Source organism: Vicinamibacterales bacterium (assembly GCA_036496585.1).
GTDB lineage: Bacteria > Acidobacteriota > Vicinamibacteria > Vicinamibacterales > 2-12-FULL-66-21 > JAICSD01.
The window spans coordinates 57,548-80,623 of sequence record DASXLB010000004.1 but is presented as its reverse complement, the minus strand read 5'-3'; the positions used below and the strand labels follow the sequence as shown (position 1 = coordinate 80,623).

Here is a 23,076-nt window from a genome sequence, read left to right as displayed (position 1 = left end):
TAGCTGTGACCACCCGGCCCATCGCCGCTGGCCCCTCCCGTCGCCAGTGGATCCTGTTCGCCTGCCTGTTCGCGCTGTCTCTTCCCGCGGTCACGCCGCGCATCTATTCCTCGGACGAGATTCAGTACTTCGCGTTCCTGCGGTCGTTCTGGTTCGATCGTGATCTGTCGTTCGAGAACGAGTACCGCTACTTCTACGATCGCGGCGTCGCGCGGTCGGAAGGCTTCCACGAGACCTTCCTCGAGCGGACCACCGACACCGGCCGGCGGATCAACTTCGGCACGATCGGCTGCGCGATCCTGTGGTCGCCGTTCTACGCGGCGGGCCACCTGGCGGCGATCGCCAGCGGAGCGCCGCGCGACGGCTTTTCGGCCCCCTACATCTCCGCCGTCGCCTACGGATCCGCGTTCTATGGGTTCCTGGCGATCGTGCTGGCGGTGCGATGCGCGCAGCGTCTCGGCGTCACGGCGTTCGGCGGCGGTCTAGCGGTCTGGCTGGGCACGCCGCTCCTCTTCTATATGTACGTGGCGCCGCCGTTTTCGCATGCGTGCTCGGGGTTCGCGGTCGCGCTGTTCACCTGGACGTGGCTGCGCGCGCGCGACAGGTGGTCGCCGGCCGGGATGGCGGCGCTCGGCGCCGTTGGCGCGCTCATGGCGATGACCCGCGAGCAGGACGTGTTCTTCATCGCCGGCCCTGCGCTCGACTGGCTGCTGTCGCAGCGCGCGGATCGCGGTCACGGCCGACGATCCGTACTGGCAGTGCTCGCCGCGGCGGGATGCTTTCTGGCCCTCTACACGCCGCAGCTCGTCGCCTACAAGATCCTGAACGGCCACTTCGGACCGCACGCCTCGGTCGCCAACAAGATGAAGTGGTACGCGCCGCACGCGCTGCAGGTGCTGGGATCGCCCGAGCACGGCTTCTTCGTCTGGACGCCGCTGGCGGCGGTCGCGCTGCTCGGGTTGTTCGCGGCGCCCGTCAGCCTCACAGGCGACCGCGTGAGCGGCGCGCGAACGCTGGCCAGGCGGCACGCCGTGCCGCTGGCGCTCGGCACCATGGCGCTCCTCCAGATTTATATCGGCGGCAGCGTCGACTCGTGGACCGTGGCGGGAGGCTTCGGGCAGCGCCGCTTCGTCGCGCTGACCACCGTGATGGTCATCGGCCTGTCGTGGCTCCGCGCCGCGGCGGCCGGCCGGGCGCGCTGGACCGTGGACGCCGCGATCGTCGTCGCGGTCTACTGGAATCTGGCGTTGACGGCGGAGTTCGCCACCGGGTTGATGGATCGGCAGCGCCTCGAGCCGGCGCGCAACGCCTACGACGCCTTCGTGACCCTCCCGCGCATGGCGCCGACACTCGCCTCGCGCTATCTGTTCGATCGACAGTCGTTCTATCGTGCGCATCCTCTATCTCGCTGACATCCGGTTCCCGCTGGATAGGGCCAACGGCATCCAGTCGATGGCGACCTGTCACGCGCTCGCGGCGCGGGGCCACGACGTCTCGCTGGCGGTCCGCCCGGACACGGCACGCCCGCCTCGCGATCCCTTCGCCTTCTACGGCCTGCCGCGTCTGGCGTCGCTGCACGTCGAGACCGCCGCGATCGCCGGACCGCCGGCCGCGCGGCGCGCCGGCTACGTCGCGTTCGCCTTCGGCCGCGCCCTCGGCCGGGTCCGTCAGGATGTGATCGTCACGCGCGATCTCGGCATCGCCTCGCTGCTGCTGCGGGCGCCGCGCCTGGTTCGCGCCCCGGTCGTCTACGAAGCGCACGGCTTGGCCGCCGAAGAGGCGGAAGCGCGTCCGAAGATGCTCGCCGGCGCCGCGCCGGCAGCGCCCACCAAGCTCCGTCGGCTCGCGGCGCGCGACGCGACCGTGTGGCGGTCGGCCGACGCCTACGTGACGATCACGGCAGGACTGCGGCAGGCACTCGAGGAGCGGTTCGGCCCGCGTCCGCGGGTCGCGGTCGTGCCCGACGGCGTCCGCGCCGTCCGCGCCCCGTCCGCGCGAGCGTCGGACGCGCCATTCACGATCGGCTACGCAGGCCATCTCTATCCGTGGAAAGGGGTCGAAACGGTCGTCGAGTGCGTCGCCGCCATTGCCGACGCGCACGGCCTGATCGTCGGCGGCCATCCGCAGGAACCGGATCTCGCGCGCGTCACGGCGTTCGCCGAGCAGATCTTCTGTTCGCAGCGGATCACGTTCACGGGGATGCTTCCCCCCGCCGAGGTGGCGGACCGCCTCCTGGACGCCGACGTGCTGCTGCTGCCCAATCCTCCGTCGGCGCTCTCCACCCGGTTCACATCGCCGCTGAAACTCTTCGAGTACATGGCCGCGGGCCGGCCGATCGTCGCGAGCGACCTGCCGGCCATCCGCGAGGTGCTGACCGACGGGCACAACGCGCTGCTCGCCGAAGCCGGCAATCCTCAGGCCTATGTCGCGGCCGTGCGGCGGATCAAGGACGATCCCGCGCTTGGCGCGCGTCTGGCGGCGCAGGCGAGGGAAGACGTCGCCCGCTACACGTGGGACGCGCGCGCCGCGAGGCTCGAGGCGCTGTTCGGGGAGCTGCGGTGATCTCCCGCGATCTGCTCGACCGCGTCCGCTGCCCGGCGTGCCGCGGCCCTCTCGATGGAGACGCGCTGCAGCTCGTCTGCAGGTCGTGCGGCACGCGCTATCCCGGCACGTCGCAGGACTTCCTGGATCTCCGTCCGCGCGAACGCTTCGAAGAGCAGACCAAGTACCTGGACGAGGCGCTGCACGCCGACGCGCGCTACCAGCGGGTGTCGCCGCCGTTCCTCGGATCGAAGATCCGCAACGACATGCTCCGTGCGTTTCTCGCGCCGGCGCCGGGCGACCGGCTCGTCGACCTCGGGTGCGGCAGCGGCCGGGCGCTGCTGTGGAACCGCGACTGGGGGGCGCGCGCGGTCGGCGTCGACATCGCGCCGTTCTTCGCCGACGAGGCGAGGCAGACGATCGACCTGATGCTCGGCGACCTGCGCCGCCTGCCGTTCGCCGACGCGACGTTCCAGAAGGCCTTTTCGCTCGACGTGCTCGAGCACCTCTCTCCGGAGGCGCTGCGCGGCATGCTCGCCGAGGCGGCGCGCGTCCTGGCGCCGGGCGGAACGCTCTTCGTCTACACGCACGTGCGCCGCAACGCGCGCATCGCGATCGGGCTGCGATGGATCAACCGGCTGGCGGAGCGCCTCGATCGCGCCGGCCTGATCGATCTGCGCCAGGAACACCTGCGCAAGTCGGATCACCTGAACCCGCTCGCCGACATCCCGGAGCTGCGCCGCGTCGCCGCGGCCTGCGGGTTTCGCATCGCGCGGATCCGCTACTACACGCCGATCGTCGGCGGCTTCGTCGAGAACGTGCTGATGCGGCTCGCGGAGAAGCGACTCGCGGACGGTGCCAAGGGTGCTAACGGTGCTAAGGGTGCCAAGGGTGCGGGTGCGAAGGGTGCTAACGGTGCGAAGGGTGCGGGTGCGGAGGGTGCTAGCGGTGCGAAGGGTGCGGGTGCTAAGGGTGCTACGGCTGCGGAGGGTGCCAGCGGCGCGAAGGGTGCGGGTGCTACGGGTGCGGAGGGTGCGCTGGTATCGGACGAAGAAGCGCTGAAAGCGGCGCGAGCGGAAGGCAAGCGGCGCGTCGCGGAGAGCGGGGCGACACGCGCGGTGCTGCACCTGCTCACGGCGGCGATGAAGCTGGACCTGCTGCTCTTCGGTCGCATCGAGTCGGGACCGTTCTTCGCGCTGCTCGAGCGGGTACCGCCGGCTTCGACGGATCCGGCGGGGGACGCGTGAGGATCCTCTACTCCGCCATCGATCAGACGGTTCCCGGCACGAAAGGGGGATCGGTGCACGTGGCCGCGGTGGCGGAGGGCCTGGCGGCGCTCGGGCACGAAGTGACGGCGCTGGTGACGCCAGGCCCGACGCAGCCGGCCGGCACGAAAGTGCGGTGGATCGCGTTGCCGCCGCCGCTCGGGTCGCCGCACCTGCGGCTGTGGCGATCGCACGCCATCGGCACGCTGGCGCGCGGCTTCGAGCCCGACGTGGTCATCGAGCGGTACCACAACTTCGGCGGCGAAGCGATCCGTCTGGCGCGCAGCCTCGGGGCGACAGCGGTGCTCGAGATCAACTCGCCGGTCGTCGACCATCCCGGCTCGCGCAAGGCGCTCGCCGATCGGCTGCTCCTGGTCGAACCGATGCGGCGCTGGCGCGAGCACATCTGCCGGCTCGCCGACGTCATCGTCACCCCCAACGCCGCGACGGTGCCCGCGGCGATCGCCGAGGGCAGACTGACCCTCCTCGAGTGGGGCGCCGACACCACCCGCTTCCGCCCCGGGCTGGACGCGCCGCCGCCCTTCCGCCGGCCGGACGTCGGCACGCTCGCGATCTTCGCGGGCGCGTTCCGCAGCTGGCACGGGGCCGTGCACCTCGTCCGCGCGGTCAAGGCGGTGCGCGCGAGCGGGCGGCGCGACCTCGGCGCCGTGCTGGTCGGCGATGGCCCGGAGCTGGCCGCGGCGCGGGCCGAAGCGGCCGGTGTCGACGGCATCCTCTTCACCGGTGCGCTGCCCCACGACCTCATGCCGGCGGCGCTGGCCGCGGCCGACATCGGCGTGGCGCCGTTCGAGATCTCGGCGCACCCGCCGCTCGCGATCGGGTTCTACTGGTCGCCGCTGAAGCTGTTCGAGTACATGGCGGCCGGCCTGCCGGTGGCCGCGCCGGCCGTCGACCGGATTCCCCAGCTGGTCGCCCACGAGCGCGAAGGGCTGTTGTACGATCCGGCCGATGCCGGTGCGCTCGCGAACGCGCTCCTGCGGTTGACGGATCCCGCGCTGCGGACCACGCTCGGCGCCGCCGCCCGGGATCGTGCGGCGCTCTCGTACAGCTGGGACGCGCATTGCCGCGGCCTCGTCGCCGCGATCGAGCTCAGGCGCGGCGTGACCCACCCGTGAAAATCCTCATCGTCACCGACGCGTTCCCGCCGGTGTGCGGCGGCAGCGGCTGGAGCACCTACGAGCTGGCGCGCGGCCTGCGCGCGCGCGGGCACGCCATCGCCGTCGTGCAGCCGGTGCCGGGAACGCCCGCCGGCGTCGTCAGCACGACCTACGACGGCTTGACGGTCCGACGCGTCGGCGCCCCCGCGCCCGACGTCCCGTACCTGCGCAACTACTACAAGAGCGAACGGCTGACGCGCTCGCTGACCCGTTATCTCGGCACGCTGCTCGATTCGGAACGGTTCGACATCGTGCACGCGCAGCATGTGATGACCACGGTGGCGTCGATCGACGCGGCACACGCGGCAGGTGTACCGGCCGTCGCGACCGTCCGCGACTACTGGCCGGTGTGCTACTGGTCCGACCTGCTGCTCACGCGCAGCGGCCTCGAGCTGTGTCCGGCCTGCACGACCGCGAACATGCGACGCTGCATCCAGCCGCGGGCTGGCGCCTGGTGGCCGCTGGCGGTGCCGATGATCCCGTACATGCGCGCGAATCTGGCCTCGAAGCGGAACGGACTGACGCGCGCCGACGCGGTGATTGCGGTCAGCACGCGCATCGCCGCCGATCTGCGCGCGCGCGCGCCGGAACTCGCCGGCACGCGGATGGAGGTGATTCCCAACCCCGTGGACGTGGCGGCGCTGCGCGCAATGGCGGCGGATGGGGGACGCCAGATGGAACCCTATGCGCTCTATCTCGGCAAGATTGCGCCGAACAAGGGGACGAGCGTCCTCGTCGACGTCATCACGCGCGCCGAGCTGCCCTGGAAGCTGATCGTTGCGGGCGACGGACCGGAACGCGCCGAGCTCGAGCGCGCGGCACGCGCGTCGGGACGCCGCGTCGAGTTTACAGGCTGGATCGACAAGGACGCCGCGGCGCGGCTGCTCGGCGGTGCGTCGCTGCTGATCTTTCCTTCGCGCGGCCCCGAGTCGCTCAGCCGGGTGCTGATCGAGGCAGGCGCGCTCGGTGTCCCGATCGCCGCCATGGACACCGGGGGCACCCGCGACATCGTCGAGCCTGGCGTGACAGGACTCCTGTCCGCCGCGCCGGAGGGGCTTGCCGACGATGTCCGCCGGCTGGCTGGCGATCCTGCGCTGCGACGCGGCGTGGGCGACGCGGCGCGGCGGAAGGTCGAGCGGGAATTCGACGCGCCCGCCGTGATCGCACGGATCGAGTCGCTCTACGCGGAGCTGGCCGCGCGATGAAGGTGGCGCTGCTGTCGCGCGCGGTGTTCCCGCTGCACGGCGTCGGCGGTCTCGAGCGCCACGTCTACGACCTGGCGCGCGCGCTCGCCGATCGTGGTGTCGGCGTCACGTTGATCACGCCACCGGCCGGCGATGCTCCGGCGGCGGGAGGCGTGATTCATCCGGACGTGCGCCTCCGCTCCGTGCCGTACCACACGTTCCCGCTCGCGGGACGACGAGGCACGACCGTGCTCGATCGGATTACGGCGTACCCGCTTTGGGGGCTGCGCGCCGGACGGCTGGCGCTCGATCTCGTGGCGTCCGGCGACGCCGACGTGGTCCATGGCTTTGGCGCGAGCGTGCTCGGCTATGCCGGCGTGCGCAGCCACGCCATCTCGGGCCGGCGATCGTCCGCGACCGCCCCGCTGGTGATGAACCCGCAGGGACTCGAGGAATTCGGTGCCACCGATCCTGGACGGGCGCCGTTGAAGGTGACGGCGTATCTGCCGCTGCGCCGCGCGGTGCTGCGGTGCGCACGCGCCGCCGACGCGGTGATCGCGACCGACCGCGCGCTCGAGCCCGTGCTCCTCCGCCACCTGGGCATCCCTCGTGAGAAGATGCGTACCATTCCGAATGCCCTGGATCTCCGGCAGATCGATGCCGACACGAACCCGGCGCTGCTGGCGGCGCTGCGGTCGACCCACCACATCGAAACCGGCGATCGCATCCTGCTCAGCGTCGGACGGCTCGAGGAGAGCAAGGGTTTCCACGTCCTGCTGCAGGCGCTCGCGGCAGCGCGCGGCCACGGGTCGCTCGACGCAGACTGGCGATGGGTCGTGGTTGGCGATGGGCCGTATCGGCCGGCGCTCGAGAGCCTGGCGCGGGAGTTGGGGCTCGGACCGAAGGTGTTGTTCGCCGGCCGCGTGCCCGACGCCGAGATGCACGCGTGGCACGAGCTGTCGACGCTGTTCCTGCATCCCACGCTGTACGAGGGCAGCTCGCTCGTGACGCTCGAAGCCATGGCGCACCGCCGCGCGGTGGTCGCGTCGGCGGCTGGGGGAATTCCCGACAAGGTCCGCCCCGGCGAGAACGGGTGGCTCGTCGCGCCCGGCGATCCGTCGGCGCTGGCGGCCGCGATCAGCGGCGCGCTGTCGGACCAGGCGCGGCTGGCGCGCTACGGGCTCGCCGGGCGGCAGATTGTCGAGCGTGAGTTCTCCTGGACGGCGGCCGGCGATGCGACGGTCGCGCTCTACCGGGAGCTGCTGGCGCGGTGATCGGCGACGCTCGTCGACGGGCGCAGTTGGGGCTGGCGCTGGTCCTCCTGGCGGCGGGACTTCTCCGATTCTGGTCGCTGTCCCAGGGCATCGGGTTCAACCTGGGCCCGGACGAGCCGGAAGTGATGGAGCGCGCCGTGCGGATGATGAAGACCGGCGATCTGCATCCGCACTTCTTCGACTATCCCGCGCTCTACATGTACGTCCAGATGGCGGTGTCGACCGCGCGGTTCATGGTCGGCGCGATCCAGGGCCGGTGGTCGTCGCTGGCGCAGGCGCCGGTCGAGGACTTCTATCTCTGGGCACGAGCGGCCACGGCCCTGCTCGGAACCGCTACCGTCTGGGTGCTCTATCGGGCCGGCCAGCGGTGGGGCGAGCCGACGGCTCTGCTGGCCGCGGCGCTCGTCGCGGTGATGCCGCTGCACGTGCGCGAATCGCACTACGTGCTGACCGACGTGCCGGTCACGTTCGTGGTCACGGTCACGTTTCTCCTGACGCTGCGCGCCCACGAGCGGGCGTCGGCCGGCAGCTTCGCGCTGGCCGGCGCCGCCGCCGGCTTCGCCGCGGCGCTCAAGTACAACGGTGTCTTCGCGGTGATCATGCCGCTCGCGGGGTGCGCCCTGACGTGGCGGCTCAGGCCGCGGCGCGCCGTCGCGGCGCTGGCAGTGACGGCAGCCATGCTGGCGGCGTTCTTCGTGGCGGCGCCGTATACCTTGATCGACTTGCCCGGCTTCCTCAACCAGTTCGCGCGGCTGTCGTCCGAATACCGGAAGCCGCCGACGATTGCGGAGCCGATCTGGCTGGTCTACCTGAAACACCTGCGCATCGCCCTCGGCTGGCCGGGCATGGTGTTCGTCGGCGGCGGTCTGGCGCTGGCCGCCTGGCGGGCTCTCCGCGATCGGGATCGGCTGCGATGGATCCTGCCGCTGCTCTTCGCGGTCCTCTATTTTCGTTTCGTGGCGCAGCAGACCATCGTCTTCGCGCGCTATCTGCTGCCGGTCGTGCCGTTCCTGTCGCTGCTCGCCGCCGCATTCATCGTCACGGTGGCGGGCGCGCTGCGGCGCGCCGGCCTGAGGCCGCCGGTCCGGGTGGCCCTCGTCGTCGCGCTGATCGCGCTGGCGATCGCACGGCCCGCCACTACGGCAGTCGGCTACGACGTCGACGCCGCGAAGGTGTCGACACAGGGGCTCGCCTACGAGTGGATCCGCCGCGAGCTTCCCAACGGCAGCGGGATTCGCCTCGAGGGCTCCGTCACACTGCGGCTGCCGGCGGCCTATCGCGCGAGCTACGCGAAGCAGCTCTGGACCGATCCGCCCGGGTCGTATGCGGCGCAGAACGTCGACTATCTCGTGGCCTCGTCGCAGTGCTACGGGCCGTTCCTCGCGGATCCGGCCGGCTACCGCGTCGAGTACGGTGCGTATCAGCGGCTGTTCGCCGAGACCGACGAGATCGCGCGATTCGTGCCGTCGCCCGATCATCCCGGGCCCGAGCTGCGGATCCTGAAAGTGAGACGCTCGTGAGCGGTGCGGCCGTCAGGCGGATCGCGTGGGCCGTCGGGCTCGTCGCCGCCGTCGAGCTCGCGGGCCGCGAGATCGCCCGCCGCTCGCTGCTGCACCTGGTGATCGGCGGCGGCGCGTCGATCGGCGCGCTGGTCGTCGTGGCGCTCATCGCCTGCGCGATCGCGATTGCGGCCGCGCGCGGCCGTTCCGCCGCGGGGCCGATCCTGACCGTGTGCTTCGCGCTGGGGATTGCCCTGCAGCTGCAGCTCGGCGCCCGCCTGCAGAGCGACGGCTTCTACTACTTCGCCTATCTGCGATCGATCGCCTTTGACCACGACGTCAACTTCCTGAACGACTACCGGCTGCTCGGCCTCGGCGACAAGCCGTATCTCTTCAAGCCGACGCGCACCGGCCACGCCGAATCGGCGTGGACGATCGGGCCGGCGATCGTATGGTCGCCGTTCTTCGCCGTCGGCCACCTCGTGGCGGTCCGCCTGCGTGCGTCGGGCGCGGACGTCGCGGCCGACGGCACCTCGTACCCGTATCGGCAGGCGGTGTGCGTCGCCAGCCTCGCCTACGGGCTGCTCGGCTGCTGGTTCGTCTACCGTCTCGTCCTGCGCTTCTTTGCCGCGCGTGTCGCGGCGTCGGCCGCGGCCCTCGCCGTCATTGGCACGTTCATGCTCTGGTATCTCGTCAAGGAACCGAGCATGACCCATGCGGCGTCGATGGCGGCCGCGGCCGGTTTCACCTGGCTGTGGGCGTCGACGCAGCACCATCGGAGCCTGCGGCAGTGGATGGCGCTTGGACTCGTGATCGGCTTCGCCGCGCTGATCCGCTGGCAGAACATCCTGCTGGCGCTGCTGCCGGGCATCGACGCCGCCGTGGCTGTGGTCGGCGCCCTCCGCCGCAAGGACAACGGCATGGTGCGGATGACGCTCGCCGGCGGCGCCGCGTTCCTCGTCTGCGCCTGTCTCGCATTCCTGCCGCAGGCGATCGCCTGGCACGCGATCTACGGCACGTGGATCGCGCGGTCGCCGATCGGGCCGCAGATCCGGTGGTTCGATCCCCATCTTGCCGACATTCTGTGGTCGGCGCGCAATGGCCTCTTCAGTACGACACCGCTCGCGTACCTGGGAGCGTTCGGGCTGCTCGCCTTCGCCGCAGCGCGTCCGTCGGTGGGACTTCCGGCCGTGGCCACCGTGGTCGTGATGGTCTATTTCAACGCCTGCATCCAGGACTGGTGGGGATCGGACGGCTTTGGCGGCCGCCGTTTCGACGGCATCGTGCCGCTGCTCGCGATCGGCCTCGCGGCATGCCTCGAGTACGGGGCGGCGCTAGTGCGCCGCCACGCGGCGGCCGCCGTGACACTCGCGCTCGCATGCCTCGCGGTGTGGAACGTGGCCCTCGCGGGCGCGGCGCAGGGCGGCGCGTTCAGGCTCGGCCAGACGCTTCCCTTCGATCGCGTCTGGGGGGCGCAGGCGCAGGTCGTCCACCGATGGTTCGGCAACCCATTCACCTATCCGGCCAGCCTGCTGTTCGCGCTGCGCAACGGCGTCGGGCCGGGAGACTACGATCTGCTGTCGACCAACCGCTTCCTGTCGGATCCGTTGCAGCCGTACGGACGCGTCGACGTCGGCGCCGACGGCGATGACTGGCTCCTCGGCGACGGCTGGTTCGCGCCCGAGCGGGACGGCGCGGCCACCTACCGCTGGGCGTCGACGCCGGCGATGCTGCGCCTGCCCCTCGACCACGCCGCACCGCTGCGCGTCCAGACGCGGCTGCATGCGTTTGTTTATCCCGGCGCGCCGGCACAGACGCTGACCATCGTCGTCAACGCCCACGCCTGCGGCCCGCTGGCGGTGCCCGCGCAGTGGGAGACCGTCGAGTGCCTGATCGATCGATCGGCCTGGCGAGCCGGCGTCAACGATCTGTCGCTGCAGTTCGGATACGCGCAGCGGCCGGCCGACGCCGGCCTCGGCGGCGACCAGCGGGCGCTGGCCGCCGCTATCGACTGGATTCGCGTGTCGATTGCGGCGGATGGTACAGGACGGTGATCTGCGCGCGCCGCCGCAGGTCGGCGGCCCACGCGGCGATCGCGCGCGTACGCTCGGCAGGATCGATGATCGCGCCGAACCGCTGGTTGACGTAGGTATCCATTCGCAGCGAATCGCGCACGAAGCGCCGCAGCTGGTCGGCGGTCGTGCCGGTCACCGCCAGCGCCTTGGCGAAGGCTGCCTCCGAGCCGGCGCGCTCCCGGAACCGGTCGACGCGGGCCGTGACCTCTGCCGGATCCGGCTCGGGCGGCTGAAACCGGTCCACCTCGGTCAGCATCAGCGTGCGATCGATCAGCCGGTCGAGCGCGTATCCGCGCGGGTCGGCGGTCCCCGGCGGCACGTCGACGAGCTGGAACTGACGCGCCGCCGCCACTTCGGAGAGCGTGATCGGCTGGGCGCCGACGACCGCCATGATCCGGTCGATGACGTCGGCCGCCGCCGGCGGCGCGAGCAGGAGCGCGACGAGGATCGCCACCATCAGAAGGCGTGCCCCATCGAGAAGTGAATCTGATAGCGCTTCTCGAGCGTCGACGTCTCGCCGACGAATCGCCGGTCCATCGGAAACCCGATGTCGATGCGGATCGGCCCGATCGGCGAGCGGTAGCGGCCGCCGAACCCGAGCGACGTGCGCAGGTCGGTCAGGTTCAGATCGGCGACATTCGAGAAGACGTTACCGGCGTCGACGAAGACGACCGCCCCGAACGGACCTTTCACCGGCATGCGCAACTCCCCATTGAGGATGATCTCGGCGTCGCCGCCGAGCGGGAACCCTTCCGTGGTCAGGGTTGGGGGCGTGCCGACGGAATCGCGCGCGAAGCCGCGGATCGTCGAGTCGCCGCCGGCGAAGAAGCGTTCGCTGGCGGGCAGATCGCGCACGAGCTGGCCTTCGACGAATTCCTGTTTCGGCCTGGCCGCGCCGAGGCGCGCGCCGCCGGCGAAGACCAGGTTCGGATGCCCGAGACTCTGATACACGAAGCCCTGCAGGAACACCTTGACGAACGTGACCTCGGATCCGATCGCCTGGGCGGCGAGCGTGCCGTCGGCGCTCAGCAGCGTGCCGTGCTGCGGCGCGATCAGATCGTCGCGCGTGTCGCGCGAGATCGCACCGGCGAACGACGACAGCCGCACCTGTGAGAAGACGCGGTCGACGGCCAGCAGGTCCTCCTTGTCGAGAAACACGTCGAAGGTCCGGGTCGTCGTGAACGCATACTGGCCGCTGACCCGCACCTTGTCGGACAGGCGGCGGCTGAGGTCGGCGTTCACGCCCTTGCGGATGAAGTTGAAACCCGTCCGCACCCCCTGCTCGATCGCGGCGGTGCCGGTGAGATCGCCGTAGGCGTGGAACGCGCGCGGCTCGCGGTAGGTGCCGACGACCCGGTACTCGGAAAAGCCGAAAGCGCTGTGGTCGGTGGGATCGGTGCTCGGGCGCAGGCCGAAACGGGTATAGAGGTTCGCCGAGCGGTTCTTGCCGCCGATGTTGCGCCGCCCGACCTCGAAAAAGCCGCGCGGCGCGAAGTCGTAGACCTGCGTCGGATTGCCGTTCACATCCTCGCGCAGCGAGCGCTCCACCTGGAGACCGCCGCCGTAGTCGATGGTCGTCTGCTGCGCCTCCTCGACAGACACGATCACGTCGCTCCGGCCGGGCTCGCCGTGGCTGACCGAGTTGATCTGGATGCGGCGGAACAGGCCGAGCGCCGCCAGGTTGCGCCGGGTTTCCGAGAGCGCCTGCGCGCCGAGCGGTTGCCCCTCGGCTATCCGCAGCTCGCGGCGGATCACGTTCTGATCCGTCCTGACGTTGCCGGTGATGAAGATGTGCTCGACGCGTGTCTGCGGGCCTTCCCGCACCTGGAACACGATGTCGGCGCGGGCGCCGGTGCCGTCGGCGACGGACGTCGGGGGGGGGACGCTGACGTCGGCGGTCAGGAACCCGAGATTCTGGTACTGCGCGGTCATCTCGTCGCGCGCCTGCGCGACTCTCGACGCGTCGTAGGGCTGGCCGCTGCGCAGCGCCGGCTTGTCGAGCAGGTCCTTGACCGCGAGCGTTTCGTTGCCGTGGACGGTGACCGTTCCGACGTGTACCAGCGGCCCTTCCTTGACGACGATCGCCGGCTGCACGAGGCTGGCGCCGACCTGGTTCGGCTGCGATAGCACCTCGACGCCCGCGTAGCCGCGACTGAGATACTCCTGCTTGATCGCCCCTTCGATCGCGCCGAGCTCGCTGTTGACGAACGGCGCTCCCGGCGGAAGCCGCTTCAGGATCGAGGTCAGGACCTCGGGGGGCAGCGCCAGCACGCCGTTGACCTGCACGCCGCCGGGCGCGACACTGAACAACGGCCCGCGCTCGACGTGAAAGATGATCGCGAGCGTGTCTCCCTCCTGCCGGCGATCGGGGGCCGGGACGTCCGCCTTCCAGTATCCGAGCTGCTGCAGGTACGCGGTGATGCGGTGCGCCGCGTCTTCGAGAATGTCCTGGTCGACCGATCCTTCGCTTTCGATCGGCACGAGCTCGGCGCGCTTGCCGGCCGGCAGCGGGTCGCCGGTGAACTGGACCGACACCAGCGGGCCCGGCCGCACGTCGATGGTGAGGTCGACCCGCGTCTGGTCGGCGTTGCGACGAGCCTCGAGCTGACGGGCGTCGGCTTCGTAGTAGCCGCGGCGGCGCATCCACGTGACATAGTCCGCCAGGCGTGTCCGCAGGTCGCCCGACTGGTAGGGCTCGCCCGGCGCGATGCGCAGGCGCTGCTCCACGCGCGCCGCCGCCTCGAGCGGCGTGCCGGTCACTTTTGCCGTCTCGATCAGCGCCCGCGGTCCCGGGCTGACGTCGAAGACCATCGTCGCTTGCTCCGGCTGGTGCTCGAGAACCGGCGGCGCCGCCTTCACCACGCCGGTCATGTAGCCGGAGTCACGATACAGGTCCTGGAGGGCGGCGGCGACGTCGTCGGCGCGGGTGAGCGGCGGCGTCGCGCCGAAACGCTCGGTCATCCGATCGCGCAGCAGCCCCTCGGCCAGCCCGAGATCGCCGCGAAACTCGACCCTGGTGACGACGTGAATCGGATCGAGCGCGATGGTGATCGCCACGCCGCCCGCCGCGCCGTCCGCTTCGACCTGCACGTCGTCGAAACGTCCGAGCGTGTAGAGGTGGGTCATCGTCTCGCGGACGTCCTGCATGTCCAGCGGCCGATCGAGCTTCACCTGCACCGCGTCGAACAGCGACGGATCCGTCGACGGGCGGCCTTCGACGGCGATGGCGATCGAGACCACCTGCCTGCCCACGTACGACGTCGCCGGCGGCTCCTGCGCGAGGAGCGCCCCGCTCGACGCCCAGAGCGTCGACGCCAGCGCGATCACCCCTCGCAGCACCCTCAGCACCGCGCACCCTTAGCACCGCGCACCCTTAGCACCACAGCACCCTTAGCACCGCGCACCCTTAGCACCGCGCACCCTTAGCACCGTGGCACCCTTAGCACCTGGCACCCTTAGCACCCTTAGCACCCCTAGCACCCTTGGCACCTTCTAGAACACCCTCCGTACGCGGAAGTCGATCGCAAACGTATACGCGCCCGTCTGCGTCAACACCCAGCCCAGCCGATCCGACTGGTCGTACTCCAGCACGATCACCTGATCGCCGTTGGTGGTCGTGCTGAGCGCCTTTGAATACGTCAGGTAGGCGCGGTTGGAGATCCGCTTGCCGAGGATCAGGCGCGCCGTCGGCGTCAGCGGATCGGCCGACGAGCCGAGCCCGGGCATGATCTGCACCGTGTCGATGCCGAGCGACTGCTCGACGGCGCGGCCGAGCGGCGCGGTCAGCGTATTGGTGAACATGCGGACGAACATCGAGCGCAGCAGCTGCTCCTCGGTCTGGGCCGTGGCCTGCGCGCTCAGGCTGCGCAGCTCAGGGTTGCTCAGGTCGCCGGTCGGCTGGCCGAACACCAGCGCGATGACATCCACCGTCGGCAGCGGCGGATCGGAGTTGACCGACAGATTCAGGCGCTTGTCGAGCGACCCCGACACGCCGAGCGTCACCCGATAGGCGTCGGTGGCGCTGATCGTGCTGCCAATCGACTGCGACGTCGAGCGGATCCGCGCCTCGGCCTCGATGTCGAAGAACGGCTTGATGCCGGTCGGATCTTCGAAGTCGATCGTGCCCCGGGTGATCCGGTAGCGGTTGCCTTCGAAGATGATCTCGCCGCGCTCGATGTCGGCGCGGCCGAACAGGACCGGCTTGTCGTAGGTGCCGTTGAGCGTCAGGTCGGCGCGCGAGGCGATGCGCGCGACATTGTTCTCGAGCCGCAGCGTTCCGGGCGCCAGCACGTGCACGTCGTAGCGTACCGGCAGCGCCGCGGCCGCCGACACCGGCTGCGGCAGCGGCGTGGTGCCGCCGATCATCGAGAAGATGTCGACGTTCGGCTCGAAGCGTTTGGTGTAGACGCCGTCCAGGATCGTCACGTTGCCGCCGACCACCAGCTGCGTCAGATCGCCGCGCAGCGTCAGGTCGGCGTCGACGGTCGAGCGGAAGCCCTCTGGATAGCGCAGATGCATCTGGTCGCCGGCCGCCGTCAGATCGACGGCGCCGAGACGAAAGCCGTTGAGTCCGATGCGCCCCCCGAACGTCACCCGTCCGCCGCCAATCTGGCCGGAGGCGTCGACGATGCGGATGCCCTGCGCGTCGAAGACCAGCCGGCCGTTGAAGTCCTGCAGGCTCTGCGGCAGCGCCGAATAGAGAAGCCGTCCGCCCGAGATGGTCGCGTCGCCTGAGAACTCCGGATGGTCCAGACCGCCCCGCACCTGCGCGTGCAGCGCCGCGGTTCCCGACGTGCGCAGCGACGGGTAGAACGCCTGCAGGATCCCGAGGCTGGCGTCGCCGGATGCCTCGAGCGCGATGCGCTGCTGATGCAGGTCGATGCTGCCGCTCAGATCCAGCGCCGTCCCTTCGCCAGTGAGCTTGAACCGGCGCACCTCGACCACGTGCTGATCGAGGGCCAGCTGGATCGGCCCGTCGTTCGTCGCCGGATAATCGAACAGCTTGAGCTGGAGCCGATCGACCGTCGTCTCGACGACGAGGTGATCGATGTCCGACAGCTCGCCGCGCGCGCGGATCACGCCGTCGGCGATGATCGTGTTGAAGGGTGAGAACCCCGCCGCCAGCCGGAGGTACGGATCGAGCGAGGTATCCGAGAAGCGCAGCGTCAGATCGACGTCGCGCTCAGGGTTCAACGCCAGCTGCCCCTGGCCGGTGACCGAGAGCCGCCGCGATTGGGCGTTGAGCTCGGTCAGCGTCACCATGTCGTTGCGCAGTGAGAGCGTGCCCGAGACGAGCCCGACCCCCTCGTCCTTGACGAAGAGGTCGGCGATCGTCGCTTTCACGTCGTAGCGCGGACTGCCGAACGAGCCGGCGCCGGTGGCGGTGAAGTCGAGGATTCCCGACAGCGGCGTCTTCGGGAACGCGAGCATGTCGAGCGACTCGACCGGAATCTTCACGCCGTTGGCGTCGAACGAATAGGTGCCGTCCCAGCCGATCCACGCCGCGCCCGTCATCGCGCCGCTCGCCTTCCGTATCTGGAAGGACTCCATGCGGACGCCATTGCCTTCGAACGCCAGGTTGGAGGTCGCCGACTCGAACGATTCGCCGTAACCGCGGCCGCCGTCGACCTGCAGCCGGCCGCTGCCGAACGGGGTCTGGTAGTGGCCGTGGATACGGAACGTCCCCGACGTCGAACCGTCGACTGGCCAGTCGTCGAGTTCGAAGGCGTGACGCAGGTCGACGAGCGGCCATCCGCGCATCTGCACGTCGGCGTTGATCTCCTCGCCGTTGTCCTGGCGCGGATAGCCGAGGGAGAAGCGGCCGCTCGTGTCGATCCGCGCGTCCCCCTTCGTGATCACGCCGTGGCTGATATCGACGTAGCTGTTCTCGATCACGAGATCGGAGACGAGGTGGCCCCAGACCGTGTCCCACGCGCGCAGGCGGTCGCCGGCGAAGTGTCCTTCGATGCGCGGCCGCCGGAACGCCCCCAGCATCGTGCCGTCGAATTCGCCGCGGCCGCCGATGTCGATCGTGCCGGTCGGCGAGCCGAACGCGGTCATGATGCCGGCGAGCAGGCGATCGCTCTCGAGCCAGTCCAGGCTGGTGACGTGAAAGGGCATCGTCGATCGGTCCGCCCAGGCGGTCTGCCCCGAGAACTCGACGTAGGTCTTCTCGGTCGCCGCCCAGCTGCCAGGGGCGACCGTGATCCACTGCGGCGTCAGCGTGTAGCCGATCGATCCCGCCACCGGCAGGTAGCCGAGCGGGTGCTGCGGATTGAACGGTCCGTACTCCGGCGGGAGGGGATCGACGGTCGCGATGCGGTCGGGACTGAGCGCGCGGGTCATCGGCCGCGCCGCCCCCGACATGGTCGCGACGATCTGGCCGCTGCCGTGCTTTTCCGCGAAGCGCCCGAGCGGCCATTCCAGGCGATTGCGGCCGGCCGCGCGTCCCTCGAGGCGGATCCCCTGGAGCTGGAGGAAGTCCGTGATGACGTGCAGATCGACGTCGGCGTAGGTGGCGTCCCACACGGCCTGCGCCGGCCGCGCCTCGCCGATCGGCTCCATCAGGTAGTCGAACTTGGCGCGCCCGCCGTAGAGACCGGTCGTGACGTCGGTGACACGGAAGGCGTGGTTGTCCCAGAGGAGCGACCCGTGCACGTTGCCAAAGCGCCACGCGTTGACGCCGGCCTCGGCGCTCGTGAAGCTGCCCTTCAGCTCGCGCCCGGTGCCGTCGGGCTGCTTGAAGAAGCGGAAGGTGCCCGCGAACTGCCCCGCGCCCGTCACGCTGAAGTTCATGTCCTTGAAGAACACGGCCTTCCAGGTCGGAAAGTCGACATTGGCCTTGACGTTGTAGAGCATGTCGGGCCAGTTGCGCAGATCGACGTAGCCGGTCACTGCCGTGGACGCGCCACGGCTCTGGATGTCGGCCGATTCGAGCTGCACCTTGCCGTCCTCGATCCGGAACCGCGTCTCGAAATCGGCAGGGAACTCCTCGTAGTTCTGGATCTTGACCGAGCCCTTGCTGAACTGCGCGGTGCCGCGGTAGGTGTCCACCCCCTTGAACACGCTGACCGAAAGATTCGGACAGACGACCCGCCACGGCGTGCCGTGATCGTCGTAGGTAAAGCGCCCGTTGCGCGCGATCACCAGCTTCGTGGTGGTCGTGAACTTGAAGCGCGGCTCGCCGGTTCGGGGCGGACGCTTCGGCCCGGTCACTCTCGGGAAACTGTGCTTGCCCCCGGGAAACTGCTCGACGAGCATGTCCCAATCCGACATCTCGACCGTGTCGACGATCAGCTCGTGCGTGAAGATGGTCCACCACGGCAGGTAGACCGTGATCCGCCTCGCCGTCAGGAACGGGTGATCGCCGGGCTTCAACCCGTCGATCACCAGATCGCGCACCTCGAACGATCCGCTCGCGAGATGGATCCCGAGATAGCCCATGTGCATCGGGCGATCCAGCCAGTCGGAGCCGGCCTTCTCCGCGCGTTTCTTGAGCGACGGCCCCAGGTCGATCGTCAAGGACGTCATCAGGCCGGCGACGACGATCGCGAGGATCAGGCCGAGGGCGCGAATCAGTCGGCGCATCCACCGTCGCGGCCTGGTCCGTGGCGCGGCGGGCGTCCCTCCCTCCCGCGCGGGCGGCGGCGCCGGTGGATCGATCATCTGGTCAGTCAATGACGAGCAGCACGCGGCCGGCTTCGACCGAAGTCCCAGCCACGACCGCCACTTCCTTGACGTGGCCGCTCTTGGGCGAGCGCAGCTCGTTCTCCATCTTCATCGCCTCGACGACCACGAGCGGCTGGCGGGCCTCGACCGCATCGCCGGGCGAGACCAGCACGCGCACGACGCGCCCGGGCATCGGCGCGGTGACGCGCTGTTCTCCGTGTGTGGCGGCGTCCGAGTCGGCCGCGCCGCGGCCGGTCCGCCGGGCGTTGACCGCCAGCGAGGCGATGCGGCCCTGCAGGTACGCGAGCTGTTCTCCCGGCGTCGGGCCGGGCGCCACCGCCACCCGCGCCGAGCGGCTCGACGCGTCGGGGAACAGCAGCGACACGCCATATGCGCCGACCCGCTGCGCGTCGACCAGCGCCACCTCCCCATCGACGGTGACCCGGAAACGGCTGTCGCCGGCGCGCTCGATCGAGACGGAACGGCTTCGTCCGTTGACTTCGATCTCGAACGTCATGGCCGCTCGGAGCTACGCACGCTGGGCATCCAGCCTGCCGGCGGCTCGCCACGCCCCACCCGGGCGCCCCGGCACGGCGCGCGCCGTCCCGCCGGTTCGCCACATCGCATCGAGCGCGGCGGCGATGGCGACGAGCCGTTCGTCGTCGTCGTCGAACGCACTGAACGACTCGCCGTGCCGCGCCGCCAGCAGGCGATCGAGGTAGGTCGTGTCGAAGCGCGCCGCCATGAAGTCGGGCTGCCGCATGAGCCACACGAAGAACGGGATGGTCGTCCGGATCCCGAGCACCTCGTACTCCTCGAGCGCCCGCGCCATGCGCGCGATCGCCTCGGGGCGCGAACCGCCCCAGGCGACCAGCTTGGCGATCATCGAGTCGTAGAACACCGGCACCGTGAACCCCGCCAGCACGCCGCCGTCGTCGCGGATGCCAGGACCGCTCGCCGGCGCGATCGCGCGGACGAGTCCCGGCGAGGGCAGAAAGCCCTGGTCGGGATCCTCGGCATAGATCCGGCACTCGATGGCGTGGCCGTGCGGCGTCAGCGCGCGTTCCGGATCGATGGCCAGCCGTTCGCCGCGCGCGATCCGGATCTGCCAGTGCACGAGGTCGAGGCTGGTCACCATTTCCGTGACCGGATGCTCGACCTGCAGCCGCGTGTTCATCTCCAGGAAATAGAACGTGCCATCCTCGTCGAGCAGGAATTCGATCGTCCCGGCGTTGGTATAGCCGGCGGCGGCCGCCACCGACGCGGCGGCGTCGGCCAGGCGGCGGCGCAGCCGCGCGTCGACGACGGTCGACGGAGATTCCTCGACCACTTTCTGATGCCGCCGCTGGATCGAGCACTCGCGCTCGACAAACGGCAGCACGGTGCCATAGTGGTCGGCCAGAAGCTGGATCTCGATGTGCCGCGGCGTCCGCACCCGCCGTTCGAAATACACGGCGGAGTCACCGAAGGCCGAGCCCGCTTCGGAGCGCGCCGTCCGGACTGCGTTGACCAGCGCCTCTGGGGATTCGACGACGCGCATGCCCTTGCCGCCGCCGCCGGCCACCGCTTTCACCACCAGCGGATAGCCAATGCCGTCGCCGTGACGCTGCAGATCGTGATCGCTCACGTCCGCCGCAAGCGGCGCCTCGGTCCCGGGCACGACCGCGACGCCTGCGCGAATCGCGATCTCGCGCGCCCCGGTCTTGCTCCCCATCATGCGGATCGCCTCGGCGGACGGGCCGATGAAGGTCAGGCCCGCGTCGCGGCAGGCCGCCGCGAATCCGGCATTCTCCGCCAGGAACCCGTAGCCGGGATGCACCGCGTCGGCACCGGTGGCGCGCGCGGCGTCGATCAGCCGCTCGATGCGGAGGTAGCTGTCGACGGCGGGGCTGGGGCCGATGTGCACCGCCTGGCCGGCGTCGCGGACGTGCCGCGCGCCCCGGTCGCAGTCGGAATACACCGCCACCGTCGGCAGGCCGAGCTCGCGGCAGGCCCGAATGACCCGCACGGCAATTTCGCCGCGGTTGGCGACGAGCACTTTCACGCCGTCAATTGTAATCGGCTTCCCGGGGCCGTTCTCCCCGGCCCTCGACGTACCAGGCGCTAGAGCGGAATGTTGCCGTGTTTCTTGGGAGGATTGCGGTCGCGTTTGGTTTCGAGAGCCGCGAGCGCGGCGATCAGCTTGGCCCGCGTCTGGCGAGGGTAGATCACTTCGTCGATGAAGCCGCGCGCCGCGGCCACGTAGGGGTTCGCGAACTTCTCCCTGAACTCGGCGACACGCTCGGCGCGCGCCGCCGCCGGGTCGTCGGCCTTCTCGAGCTCGCGCTTGTAGAGGATGTTGATGGCGGCGTCGGGTCCCATGACCGCGATCTCGGCGGTCGGCCACGCGAAGTTCACGTCGGTGCGGATGTGCTTGCTCGACATCACGCAGTAGGCGCCGCCGTAGGCCTTGCGCGTGATCACCGTCACCTTCGGCACGGTCGCCTCGGCAAAGGCGTAGAGCAGCTTGGCGCCGTGACGGATGATCCCGCCGTACTCCTGCACGGTGCCGGGAAGGAAGCCCGGCACGTCTTCGAACGTGACCAGCGGAATGTTGAACGCGTCGCAGAAGCGCACGAACCGCGCCCCCTTGACCGAGGCGTCGATGTCGAGCGTGCCGGCGAGGAACGCCGGTTGGTTGGCGACGATGCCGGCGGTGCGGCCGCCGAGCCGCGCGAAGCCGACGACGAGGTTCTTGGCGAAGTGACGGTGCACTTCGAGGAACGCGCCCTCGTCGGCCACCGCGTGAATGAGGTCGAGGATGTCGTAAGGCTGGTTCGGCGATGCCGGCACCAGGCGGTCCAGCGCCGCGTCTTCGCGGTCGATCGGATCGGCGCTGTCGAGCCGCGGCGGGTCGTCGACGTTGTTCCCAGGCAGGTACGAGAGCAGCTCGCGGATGAGCCGCAGGCAGGCCCGATCATCCGGGACCGCGAAATGGGCGACGCCGCTCGTCTGGTTGTGGGTCATCGCACCGCCGAGCTGATCCTTCGTCACCTCCTCGTGGGTCACCGTGCGGATCACGTCGGGGCCGGTGACGAACATGTAGCTCGTGTCCTCGACCATGATGGTGAAGTCGGTGATCGCCGGCGAGTAGACGGCGCCGCCGGCGCACGGCCCCAGAATCGCCGAGATCTGCGGGATGACGCCCGATGCCAGAGTGTTCCGCAGGAAGATGTCGGCGTAGCCGCCGAGCGACAGCACCCCTTCCTGGATGCGCGCGCCGCCGGAATCGTTCAAGCCGACGATCGGCGCCCCCATCTTCATCGCGAGGTCCATGATCTTCACGATCTTGGCGGCGTTGGTCTCCGAGAGCGAACCGCCGAAGACGGTGAAGTCCTGCGCGAAGGCGTAGACCAGGCGGCCGTCGACGCGTCCCGAACCGGCGACGACGCCGTCGCCGGGAATCTGGGTGCCGGGGTCGTCCATGCCGAAGTCGCGGCAGCGATGCGTGACCAGCTTGTCGCTCTCGTCGAACGTCCCCGGATCGAAGAGCAGGTCGATGCGCTCGCGCGCGGTCAGCTTGCCGCCGTCGTGCTGCTTCTTCAGGCGCGCCTCGCCGCCGCCCAGCTCAGCGCGGCGTTCGAGATCTTCGAGATGCGTGATCGGATCCATTTTTCATTCGGGGGTGTCGCTCCCCGAAGCCCCCCTACAGGCGCTCTCGCGCGCACGTCGGCGTCACGCTATCGCTGCGCCGTTGCACCGTAGGCCTTGTCCCAGTCCGCCAGGAACTTCTTCAGGCCGCTGTCGGTCAGCGGATGGTTGAAGAGCGCGTCGATCACCGCCGGCGGGCAGGTGCAGATGTCGGCCCCCATGCGCGCCGCCTCGACAATGTGCATCGGACCGCGTGTGCTGGCGACGAGCACCTCGGTCTTGAAGTCGTAGTTGTTGTAGATCTCGACGATGTCGCGGATCAGCTCCATCCCCGGTGTCCCGATGTCGTCGAGGCGGCCGACGAACGGGCTGATGTAGGTGGCGCCGACCTTCGCGGCGAGCAGGGCCTGTCCCGGCGTGAAGCACAAGGTCACGTTCACCTTGAGACCTTCGCTCGACAGCTGCTTGCAGGCCTTGATGCCGTCGCGCGTCAGCGGCACCTTGACGACGATGTGCGGATCGATCTTCGACAGATCGCGCCCCTGCCGGATCATCGCCTCGGCCTCGGTCTCGACGACCTCGGCGCTGGTCGGTCCCTGCACGATCTGGCAGATCTTCTTCAGGTTGTCTCGGTAGTCGCCGGGTTCCTTGGCGAGCAGCGAGGGGTTGGTGGTGATGCCGTCGATGATGCCGAGCGGCACCAGCCTCTGGATGTCCTGCAGGTTGCCCGTATCGATGAAGATCTTCATGACTGTCCCCCTC

15 protein-coding genes are annotated in these 23,076 nt (G+C 69.9%); 8 read left to right on the top strand and 7 right to left on the bottom strand.

Features of this window, described 5'->3' with window-relative positions; translation table 11 throughout:
- Positions 1–5: 5 nt before the first annotated feature.
- Genes VGI12_00905 through VGI12_00870 form a run of 8 tightly spaced genes read left to right on the top strand, consistent with a single transcriptional unit; the run spans position 6 to position 10,995 of the window.
- Positions 6–1,412, top strand: a complete 1,407-nt coding sequence (locus tag VGI12_00905; protein HEY2431200.1) for a hypothetical protein — start codon at positions 6–8, stop codon at positions 1,410–1,412.
- Positions 1,390–2,562, top strand: a complete 1,173-nt coding sequence (locus tag VGI12_00900) for a glycosyltransferase family 4 protein (protein HEY2431199.1) — start codon at positions 1,390–1,392, stop codon at positions 2,560–2,562. The genes VGI12_00905 and VGI12_00900 overlap by 23 nt, the downstream gene beginning before the upstream one ends.
- Positions 2,559–3,788, top strand: a complete 1,230-nt coding sequence (locus VGI12_00895) for a methyltransferase domain-containing protein (GenBank protein HEY2431198.1) — start codon at positions 2,559–2,561, stop codon at positions 3,786–3,788. The genes VGI12_00900 and VGI12_00895 overlap by 4 nt, the downstream gene beginning before the upstream one ends.
- Entirely contained in the window at positions 3,785–4,942 is a 1,158-nt protein-coding gene (locus tag VGI12_00890) for a glycosyltransferase family 4 protein (protein HEY2431197.1), read from the top strand. The genes VGI12_00895 and VGI12_00890 overlap by 4 nt, the downstream gene beginning before the upstream one ends.
- Positions 4,939–6,189 carry a glycosyltransferase family 4 protein gene (locus VGI12_00885; GenBank protein HEY2431196.1) on the top strand — a complete coding sequence of 417 codons (1,251 nt, stop codon included), beginning with the start codon at positions 4,939–4,941 and terminating at the stop codon, positions 6,187–6,189. Before VGI12_00890 ends, VGI12_00885 begins: the two co-directional genes overlap by 4 nt.
- Complete coding sequence (locus VGI12_00880) at positions 6,186–7,442, top strand: glycosyltransferase family 4 protein (GenBank protein ID HEY2431195.1); 1,257 nt, start codon at positions 6,186–6,188, stop codon at positions 7,440–7,442. Before VGI12_00885 ends, VGI12_00880 begins: the two co-directional genes overlap by 4 nt.
- The gene (locus tag VGI12_00875; GenBank protein HEY2431194.1) at positions 7,439–8,962 is read left to right on the top strand and encodes a phospholipid carrier-dependent glycosyltransferase; all 1,524 of its coding nucleotides are present in this window, start codon (positions 7,439–7,441) and stop codon (positions 8,960–8,962) included. Before VGI12_00880 ends, VGI12_00875 begins: the two co-directional genes overlap by 4 nt.
- On the top strand, positions 8,959–10,995 hold the full coding sequence (locus VGI12_00870; GenBank protein HEY2431193.1) for a glycosyltransferase family 39 protein: 2,037 nt from the start codon (positions 8,959–8,961) through the stop codon (positions 10,993–10,995). The genes VGI12_00875 and VGI12_00870 overlap by 4 nt, the downstream gene beginning before the upstream one ends.
- On the opposite strand, the gene VGI12_00865 is transcribed toward VGI12_00870, so the two are convergent.
- The 7 genes from VGI12_00865 to fsa form a co-directional block, all read right to left on the bottom strand.
- Entirely contained in the window at positions 10,946–11,473 is a 528-nt protein-coding gene (locus VGI12_00865) for a hypothetical protein (protein ID HEY2431192.1), read from the bottom strand. The two genes, VGI12_00870 and VGI12_00865, sit on opposite strands and share 50 nt — an antisense overlap.
- On the bottom strand, positions 11,473–14,364 hold the full coding sequence (locus VGI12_00860) for a POTRA domain-containing protein (GenBank protein HEY2431191.1): 2,892 nt from the start codon (positions 14,362–14,364) through the stop codon (positions 11,473–11,475). The genes VGI12_00865 and VGI12_00860 overlap by 1 nt, the downstream gene beginning before the upstream one ends.
- A 144-nt stretch (positions 14,365–14,508) precedes the next feature.
- A complete protein-coding gene (locus VGI12_00855) occupies positions 14,509–18,603 on the bottom strand; it encodes a translocation/assembly module TamB domain-containing protein (protein HEY2431190.1) in 4,095 nt (1,364 codons plus the stop codon).
- Positions 18,604–18,685: 82 nt separating this feature from the next.
- Positions 18,686–19,201, bottom strand: a complete 516-nt coding sequence (locus VGI12_00850; GenBank protein ID HEY2431189.1) for a biotin/lipoyl-containing protein — start codon at positions 19,199–19,201, stop codon at positions 18,686–18,688.
- Between the two features lie 12 nt (positions 19,202–19,213).
- Positions 19,214–20,728, bottom strand: coding sequence for an acetyl-CoA carboxylase biotin carboxylase subunit (locus VGI12_00845; protein ID HEY2431188.1), 1,515 nt, complete (start codon positions 20,726–20,728; stop codon positions 19,214–19,216).
- A 59-nt stretch (positions 20,729–20,787) separates the two neighbouring features.
- The gene (locus tag VGI12_00840; GenBank protein HEY2431187.1) at positions 20,788–22,335 is read right to left on the bottom strand and encodes a carboxyl transferase domain-containing protein; all 1,548 of its coding nucleotides are present in this window, start codon (positions 22,333–22,335) and stop codon (positions 20,788–20,790) included.
- 68 nt (positions 22,336–22,403) lie between these two features.
- Positions 22,404–23,063 carry a fructose-6-phosphate aldolase gene (gene fsa, locus VGI12_00835; protein ID HEY2431186.1) on the bottom strand — a complete coding sequence of 220 codons (660 nt, stop codon included), beginning with the start codon at positions 23,061–23,063 and terminating at the stop codon, positions 22,404–22,406.
- Between the last annotated feature and the right edge of the window lie 13 nt (positions 23,064–23,076).

Coding starts and splice junctions, on each gene's coding strand:
- VGI12_00880 (HEY2431195.1), top strand. CDS start 6,186: ATGAAGGTGGCGCTGCTGTCGCGCGCGGTGTTCCCGCTGCACGGCGTC.
- VGI12_00865 (HEY2431192.1), bottom strand. CDS start 11,473: ATGGTGGCGATCCTCGTCGCGCTCCTGCTCGCGCCGCCGGCGGCGGCC.
- VGI12_00855 (HEY2431190.1), bottom strand. CDS start 18,603: ATGCGCCGACTGATTCGCGCCCTCGGCCTGATCCTCGCGATCGTCGTC.
- VGI12_00850 (HEY2431189.1), bottom strand. CDS start 19,201: ATGACGTTCGAGATCGAAGTCAACGGACGAAGCCGTTCCGTCTCGATC.
- VGI12_00840 (HEY2431187.1), bottom strand. CDS start 22,335: ATGGATCCGATCACGCATCTCGAAGATCTCGAACGCCGCGCTGAGCTG.
- fsa (HEY2431186.1), bottom strand. CDS start 23,063: ATGAAGATCTTCATCGATACGGGCAACCTGCAGGACATCCAGAGGCTG.